The sequence below is a fragment of the Janthinobacterium amylolyticum genome, assembly GCF_051380655.1.
In the GTDB taxonomy this organism is placed as follows: Bacteria; Pseudomonadota; Gammaproteobacteria; order Burkholderiales; family Burkholderiaceae_D; genus Janthinobacterium.
Window position 1 is genome coordinate 1 of the sequence record NZ_JBNYXL010000024.1, and the last position, 7,307, is coordinate 7,307.

The 7,307-nt window shown below is 59.9% G+C and carries 6 protein-coding genes; all 6 read left to right on the forward strand.

Annotated elements, in window-relative coordinates; translation table 11 throughout:
- Positions 1-202 precede the first annotated feature (202 nt).
- The 6 genes from ACQ4WR_RS28155 (at position 203) to ACQ4WR_RS28180 (ending at position 7,167) form a co-directional block, all read left to right on the forward strand.
- The gene (locus ACQ4WR_RS28155) at positions 203-892 is read left to right on the forward strand and encodes a response regulator transcription factor (protein WP_436491396.1); all 690 of its coding nucleotides are present in this window, start codon (positions 203-205) and stop codon (positions 890-892) included.
- A complete protein-coding gene (locus tag ACQ4WR_RS28160) occupies positions 876-2,144 on the forward strand; it encodes a sensor histidine kinase (protein ID WP_436491404.1) in 1,269 nt (422 codons plus the stop codon). The genes ACQ4WR_RS28155 and ACQ4WR_RS28160 overlap by 17 nt, the downstream gene beginning before the upstream one ends.
- Before the next feature lie 187 nt (positions 2,145-2,331).
- Positions 2,332-3,021: a phosphatase PAP2 family protein gene (locus tag ACQ4WR_RS28165; protein WP_436491398.1), complete on the forward strand. Its 690-nt coding sequence runs from the start codon at positions 2,332-2,334 to the stop codon at positions 3,019-3,021.
- A gap of 62 nt (positions 3,022-3,083) precedes the next feature.
- Entirely contained in the window at positions 3,084-4,562 is a 1,479-nt protein-coding gene (locus tag ACQ4WR_RS28170; RefSeq protein ID WP_436491399.1) for a DUF2868 domain-containing protein, read from the forward strand.
- Complete coding sequence (locus tag ACQ4WR_RS28175; protein WP_436491400.1) at positions 4,559-6,049, forward strand: DUF3482 domain-containing protein; 1,491 nt, start codon at positions 4,559-4,561, stop codon at positions 6,047-6,049. The genes ACQ4WR_RS28170 and ACQ4WR_RS28175 overlap by 4 nt, the downstream gene beginning before the upstream one ends.
- Positions 6,050-6,087: 38 nt before the next feature.
- On the forward strand, positions 6,088-7,167 hold the full coding sequence (locus ACQ4WR_RS28180; protein WP_436491402.1) for a tartrate dehydrogenase: 1,080 nt from the start codon (positions 6,088-6,090) through the stop codon (positions 7,165-7,167).
- Positions 7,168-7,307 lie beyond the last annotated feature (140 nt).

The window sequence follows — 7,307 nt, forward strand, 5'->3', positions numbered from 1 at the left end:
TACGTGCTGCGCGCTAAGCCGACCTACGTCGATTTACCGCCGGCCGGATCGGGTAGGTCGGATTAGCGCGGCAAGGCCGCGCGTAATCCGACAACTACGCCAGCCGGCCAGGGTAGCTAAACCATACAAAAGACGAAAAAAAGCAGCGCTGCGCGCTGCCTTTGTATCACTGCTGCCTTTTCATTCCCCCTACAATGGCGCTATGCGCATCCTGATCATTGAAGACAATCCCGATATTCTCGCCAATCTCTACGCCTATCTGGAACCGAAGGGGCATGTGCTCGATTCGGCCATGAATGGCTATGCCGGCCTGGCCTTGCTGGCCCAGCATGACTACGACGTTATCGTGCTCGATGTCATGCTGCCTGGATTGACGGGCCTGGAACTATGCCAGAAACTGCGCGGTGAATTGAAAAACAGCACACCAGTGCTGATGCTGACGGCGCGCGATACCCTGCAAGACAAGGTTGCCGGCTTCGATAGCGGCGCCGATGATTACCTGGTCAAGCCATTTTCCCTGCTGGAACTGGAAATCCGCCTGAAAGCCCTGCTGCGCCGCGCGCGCGGTCAAACAGCGGCCAACGCCGTGCTGGTGGTGGGCGAACTGCGATTTGATACTGAAAAATTCGAAGTCCAGCGTGCCGGCCAGCCAGTGATCCTGACCAAGACCGGTTACACCATCTTGAAATGCCTGATGCGCGAAGCACCCAAACTGGTGCCGCGCGACATGCTTGAACATGAAGTCTGGGGCGATGACCGTCCCGACAGCGATGCCTTGCGCACGCACATCCACGCCTTGCGCCAAGTGCTCGACAAGCCGTACGCGTTTCCCATGCTGCGCACGATTCCCGGCATCGGCTACAAATTGCTCAGTGATGATGCGCCCATCTAACTCTCTGAAGCGGCGTATCATCGTCGCGTATCTCTTGTTTGCCTTGGTGGCCAGCATCTTTTTTGCCATCATTGCCGCCATTGCCGTCGAGGGCATCGAAGTACGCCTTGTCGACGAACGCCTGAAAGAAGTGGCAGCGTGGGCTTCGCCGCGGCACGCGGCCGGTCTGTCCGTCGAAATGCCTGCAGGCTTGAGTTTTCATCATGCCGAGGATACGCCACCACCGCTGCGCGGACTGGCACCCGGCATGCATGAAAAAACCGTCGACGGCGTCGATTTGCACCTGTTGGTCGGCAGCGATGTGCATGGCGAATTCGTCGTCATCGACCACGCCACCGAATATGAAAAAATCGAGCTGGTGGTGTATAGCATGTTTGCCCTCGGCTTTCTCGGTTTCCTGATCTGCGCCTCGCTGCTCGGCATATTCATCGCCAACCGCCTGGTTGCGCCGATCATGGCGCTGACGCAGGCCGTCAGGGCGGGTGAGCCGGCCTTGCCGCTGCAGGACAGCGCCGATGAACTGGGGATATTGTCGCGAGCTTTTGCTGCACGTACGACGGAGTTGACCGAAGTTCTTGATCGTGAGCGGTTTTTCACGGGCGACGTCAGCCACGAACTGCGCACGCCGCTGACCGTCATTACGGGAGCGGCGGAAATCCTGATGGAGCTGGGCGGCAGCGAGCCTGTCGTCCGTTCCGCTTCGGAGCGCATCTACCGGGCCGCCCGCGAAGCCACCGATTCCGTGACGGTCTTGCTGCGCCTGGCGCGCGCACCAGAATCGCTGGAATGCACACCGCTCTCGGTGGCAAACCTGACGCGCCAGGAGTGCCAGCGCTATCAACCGTTTACGGCAGGCAAGCCTTTGACCCTCATCTTCGCCGGTGGCGACGATTTCCTGATCCATGCCCCGCGTGAACTGCTGAGTGCCGCCATTGGCAACCTCGTGCGCAATGCCTGCCAATACACGCTGCAGGGCCAGGTCACCGTTCACCTGGCCGGACGCTCCCTGATCGTGGAAGATACCGGACCGGGCTTGCCTGACGCGGCCCGTGCCCGCTTGCTGCGGCAGCCGATTCCGGCCAATCTGGCTGGGTCCTCGGGTACCGGACTGGGGCTGGGCCTGGTGCAGCGGATTTGTCACTATCTGGGTGCGACGCTGGCGTTCAGCGTTCGTCCAGGCGGCGGTACCGTGCTGCGTATCGATTTCATCGCCACGTCTGGCGTTTCCCATGCGGATTTAACGAAAACTTAACGTCATGCTGACGTCCATTTCATCTCCCTGCCAGTAAGCTTGCCCTGAAAGCTCGTCTTGCACCGTCCGTCTTGTTGATGGCCGGCGCCGTCATGTTCTCTTCATATTGACACTGTACGATGCCTTTCGTGGCCAACGCCCCGCGCGCGGCCGCTCCTTTCATATCACCAAGTAAATGTGCGCACCCATGCTGGCCAAGCTTAAACTCGTCAAAACACCCAAGGGTATCGACAGCATATTGATGCTGTCGGCCATACTGATCATCTGGATCGGCAATTACAGCAATCTCGACCTCATGCTGGCCGACCGCATGTTCGATAGTGCGCGCGGCCTGTTTTCTGCCCGGCAAGACACGCTGGCTGGCGGATTTCATTTCGCCATGACCGGGCTGGCCGCTGCCCTCATCCTGTTGGCGCTGTGGGATGCGTGGCGACCGCTGGCCTGGCCGGCATCGCGGCGTACTGCCTTGCGTGTCACGGCGCTCGCCGCGCTGCTGGTGCCAGCCAGCATTTATTTGCTGTCGAGCCTTAGCGGCACGCCATGTCCTGGCGACTTGCTGCGGTATGGCGGATCGGCATCGTATGTGCGCCTGCTGGAAACGGCGTCAAGCAACACAGCGGCCATGGCCTGCCTGCCCGCCACGCAAGCGTGCACTGCCTGGTGGCTGCTGGCCTTGCCACTGTTTTTCCTGCCGCGCCGGCCACGCCTGGCGATGCTGGCTGCCGGCGTCACGTTGCTGTGCGGCTTGGCGGTCGGCTGGCAGCAACAGATGCAAGGCACACAGTTTTTCTCGCATACCTTATGGTCCGCCTGGATCGCTGCTTTCCTCATCTATCTGCTATATGGCATGTGCAAAGCCGACGACGCGTTGGCCTGAAAGACAAAAGTACGTCACAATCTGCCTGTCGAGTTGTCGTTTCATACAAAAACAGGAGCGCCATGAACGAGCAGATTGCGAGAGAAGTAGTATTGGTCCGGGCTATCGAGACGGCTGACCAGAAAAAAGAAGTCCTCAGCGAGGATGATCGCATGTATGCCAGCCGCAGTGCGCGCGAGCTTGCCCAGTGGCAAGCTTCAGGCAAGCAGGCTGAAGTAACAGGAGACGACTTCCTGCAACAGCGCTCCGAACTGATCATCAAGCGCATTACCGAGCGTACGCCTGCTTTCGCTGCCTTCGCGAAACGCCGCAACGGCATGAAAACCCTGGCCCTGACTTTGCCCCTGCTGGCCTTGCTGCTAGGCGCCGGGCTCGACCGCATCACGGACCCGCACCGCGTCGACCTGCTATCCGCCCCCTTGCTGCTGATCATCGCCTGGAATCTGCTGGTGTACCTGAGCTTGCTGATCTGGCTCTGCCTTCCCTCCCGTTCCCTGGGCTGGGCGAAAGCCGGGCTGGTGCGGCACCTGAGCGTGGGCCGGCTGGCCCTGCCGCGCAAACTGCCGCATGCCCTGTCCTCGGGCTTGCTCAGTTTCATGGGGGAATGGGCGCACTTGAGTGCCAAGCTGACGGCCGCGCGCCTGAGCCGCACGATACACCTGAGCGCTGCCATGTTTGCCATCGGCGCCGTCGCCTCGCTGTATGCGCGCGGTTTCCTGTCGCAGTATGCGGCCGGCTGGGAAAGCACGTTTCTCAATGCCAGCCAGGTGCACAGCCTTCTCTCTACGCTGTTTGCGCCCGCCATCGCCCTGTTCCATCTGCAAGGTTTTTCCCTGGCAGAAATTGAGGCGCTGCGTTTCCCGCAAACGACTAGCGTTGAAGGCGGCGCGCGTTGGGTGCATCTGTATGCGGCAACGATTTTCCTGCTGGTGGTCCTGCCACGCCTGATCCTGGCCTTGGTGAACCACTGGCGCGGCGCCCGCCTGGCGAAAAACTTTCCGCTGGATCTGGACCAGCCGTATTTCCGCAAGCTCAATGACAGCATCGGCGTGGCGACGGGGGGCATGCTGCGCGTGTTGCCCTACAGCTTTACTGTTGATGAGGCGCGCCACAAGGGCTTGGGCCAGTTGTCCATCATGCTGTTTGGCGAGCAGGGGCGCATGATGCTGCGGCCATCGACGTCGTATGGCGAAGAACCGCAGGATGTCTTGCGCGGCACGGACTTGAATGATCCGCAAGTCAACATCACCGCCGTGCTGTTCAATCTGACGGCGACGCCGGAAAAGGAAAATCACGGCGCCTTCCTCGATTACCTGGTGCAATCGTCGGCGCGCGGCATTGCCGTGCTGATCGACGAGTCCAGCTACCTCGAGCATGCTGGCGAGCAGGCGGACAATACTGCCCGCCTGGCGGAGCGCGTGGCCTTGTGGCAACAGTTTTGCCAGTTCCACAAGACCACGGCGACGGTCGTCAATTTGCTCAATCCCGCCTTGCATCCGCTTGACGCGGGTGTTGGCCTGAAAGTATCGGCAGCAGCATGAGTGTGAATGTGAATAAAGATGGGCAGGACGATGCGGTGCAGATTCAGTTTGCGCTGATTTCGCATACGAATAATGGCAAGACGACCCTGGCGCGCACCTTGGTGGGCGTGGATATCGGCGAGGTGCGCGACGCCGCCCACGTGACGGTATTTGCGGAATCGCATACCCTGCTGGCCACGCCGCAAGGTGATGCTTTGCAATTGTGGGATACGCCTGGCTTTGGCGACTCTGTGCGCCTGCTCAAGCGCCTGGGCCAGTCAGGAAATCCCATCGGCTGGTTCCTGCGGGAAGTGCTGGACCGCTATCGCGACCGGCCCTTCTGGCTCAGCCAGCAAGCCTTGCGCACGGCCAAGGAGGCGGCCGATGTCGTGCTGTACCTGGTCAATTCTTCGGAAAACCCCAGGGATGCGGGCTACCTGCCGGCGGAAATGAAAATCCTCGCCTGGCTGGATAAGCCCGTGGTGGTCTTGCTCAATCAGATGGGGCCGCCACGTCCCGGCAATGAGGAGCACGGCGAACAGGCGCGCTGGCGTGAACATCTGCAGCAGTACCCGATCGTGCGCGACGTCCTCGCGCTCGATGCCTTTGCCCGTTGCTGGGTGCATGAACGCGTGTTTTACGAGGCCGTGGGAAAATTGCTGCCACAGTCGCAGCAAGCCGGCTATGCGCGTTTGTTTGCTGCTTGGCAGGCGCAAAATACAGCGCGTTTCCAGCAAGCCATGCAGTTGCTGGCCATGCAGCTTGCCGTGGCCGCGCAGGATAGCGAAGCCATCGCCCCTGTTTCCAAGGGATTGTTGAAGTCGGCCTTGCAAGTGGTCGGCATCGGCAAGAATGAAGAACAGCAACGCCAGGAAAAGGCCATGGCCAGCCTGGTGTCGCGCCTGAATACGCGCAGTGGCGAGACCACGCGCGAATTGCTGATATTGCACAAGCTCGACCCCACCGATGCGCACAAGATCAATACCCGTGTGCGTGAAAACTTTGCCGTGCGCGCACCGATCGACAAGGCGCAAGCGGGATTGCTGGGCGCTATGATTTCCGGTGCGGCGACGGGGCTGTCCGCAGATCTGATTTCCGGCGGGCTGACCTTGGGCACGGGCGCGCTGCTCGGCGGCGTGGTCGGTGCGCTGACCTTCGCTGGTGCCGCCTGGGGTTTTAATTCCGGTACCGACCGCAATGAGCCCACCATGCAATTTACCGATGCCTTTTTGCGCACCCTGGTGGTGGCAGGCGTGTTGCGTTATCTGGCGGTGGCGCATTTTGGCCGTGGCCGCGGCAATTTCGTGGAAAGCGAAGCACCGGCCTTCTGGCAAGATGAAGTCGAACAAGCGGTGGCGCACCATGATGCTGCTTTGGCCGAGCTGTGGAAAGACGTGCGCCGCGAGAAATCAATTGAATTGGCGGCCGAACGTACGCAGCCCGTGATCACGGCCATTACTGCCGATGTGCTGGCGCGGCTTTACCCGGACGTGGCGCAGCAGATGTAAATGCGTACCGCCATCGCCCATCATTAACAGGATCTTTCATGCGTACCCATAAAATCGCGGTCATCGCCGGTGATGGCATCGGCAATGAAGTCATGCCGGAGGGCCTGCGTGTCATCGAGGCCGCCGCGCGCCGTTTCAGTATCGATTTGCGGTTCACGACCATGGCCTGGGCCAATTGCGACTATTACCTGGAGCACGGGCAAATGATGCCGTCGGACTGGTTTGCGCAGCTCAAGGATTTTGATGCCATTTATTTTGGCGCCGTGGGTTGGCCGGACAAAGTGCCGGACCATATCTCGTTATGGGGTTCATTATTGAAATTCCGGCGCGAATTCGATGAATACGTCAATTTGCGGCCCGTACGCCTGATGCCAGGCGTGCCTTGTCCTCTGGCGAACAAGAAGCCAGGCGATATCGATTTCTATGTGGTGCGTGAAAATACGGAAGGGGAATATTCGTCCGTGGGCGGACGCATGTTCGAGGGCACCGAGCGTGAAACGGTGCTGCAGGAATCCGTGTTTACACGCAAGGGCGTCGACCGCATCTTGAAGTATGCGTTTGAGCTGGCGCAAAGCCGGCCCAAGAAGCACCTGACATCGGCCACCAAGTCGAACGGCATCGCCATCAGCATGCCTTACTGGGATGAGCGGGTCGAAGCGATGGCGCCTGCGTTTCCCGAGGTGCGCTGGGACAAATACCATATCGACATCCTGGCGGCCCGCTTTGTACTGAGTCCTGAACGCTTTGATGTAGTGGTGGCGTCGAATCTGTTTGGCGATATCTTGTCGGACCTGGGGCCTGCCTGCACGGGCACGATCGCCATCGCACCATCGGCCAATATCAATCCGGAGCGCACCTTCCCCTCCGTATTCGAGCCGGTGCACGGTTCCGCCCCTGATATCTACGGCCAGAATATCGCCAATCCGATCGGCATGATCTGGTCGGGCGCCATGATGCTCGATTTCCTCGGCAATGGCGACGCCAATTACACGGCCGCGCATGATGCGGTTGTGCGCGCAATCGAACAGGTATTGGAGCACGGTCCGCGCACGCCGGACATGGGCGGCAGTGCCAGTACGACCGAGGTCGGCATGGCCGTTGCGGCATTGCTGAAATAAAGCTTGCCGCCCTTGGGCGGCTTGGCTATAATTCGCCCCCTCGCTGAACGACGCATGCAAATGCAGAGTAAAGCAGGGTGAAAAAGAAGGTGTTGACGGATTTAGCGAAATGCTTCATACTCTTCCTTCTTCGCAGCTGA

What these genes read in the sequence shown, in the direction of transcription:
- ACQ4WR_RS28155 (WP_436491396.1), top strand. Translation starts at nt 203, where the DNA reads ATGCGCATCCTGATCATTGAAGACAATCCCGATATTCTCGCCAATCTC.
- ACQ4WR_RS28160 (WP_436491404.1), top strand. Translation starts at nt 876, where the DNA reads ATGATGCGCCCATCTAACTCTCTGAAGCGGCGTATCATCGTCGCGTAT.
- ACQ4WR_RS28180 (WP_436491402.1), top strand. Translation starts at nt 6,088, where the DNA reads ATGCGTACCCATAAAATCGCGGTCATCGCCGGTGATGGCATCGGCAAT.
- ACQ4WR_RS28170 (WP_436491399.1), top strand. Translation starts at nt 3,084, where the DNA reads ATGAACGAGCAGATTGCGAGAGAAGTAGTATTGGTCCGGGCTATCGAG.
- ACQ4WR_RS28175 (WP_436491400.1), top strand. Translation starts at nt 4,559, where the DNA reads ATGAGTGTGAATGTGAATAAAGATGGGCAGGACGATGCGGTGCAGATT.
- ACQ4WR_RS28165 (WP_436491398.1), top strand. Translation starts at nt 2,332, where the DNA reads ATGCTGGCCAAGCTTAAACTCGTCAAAACACCCAAGGGTATCGACAGC.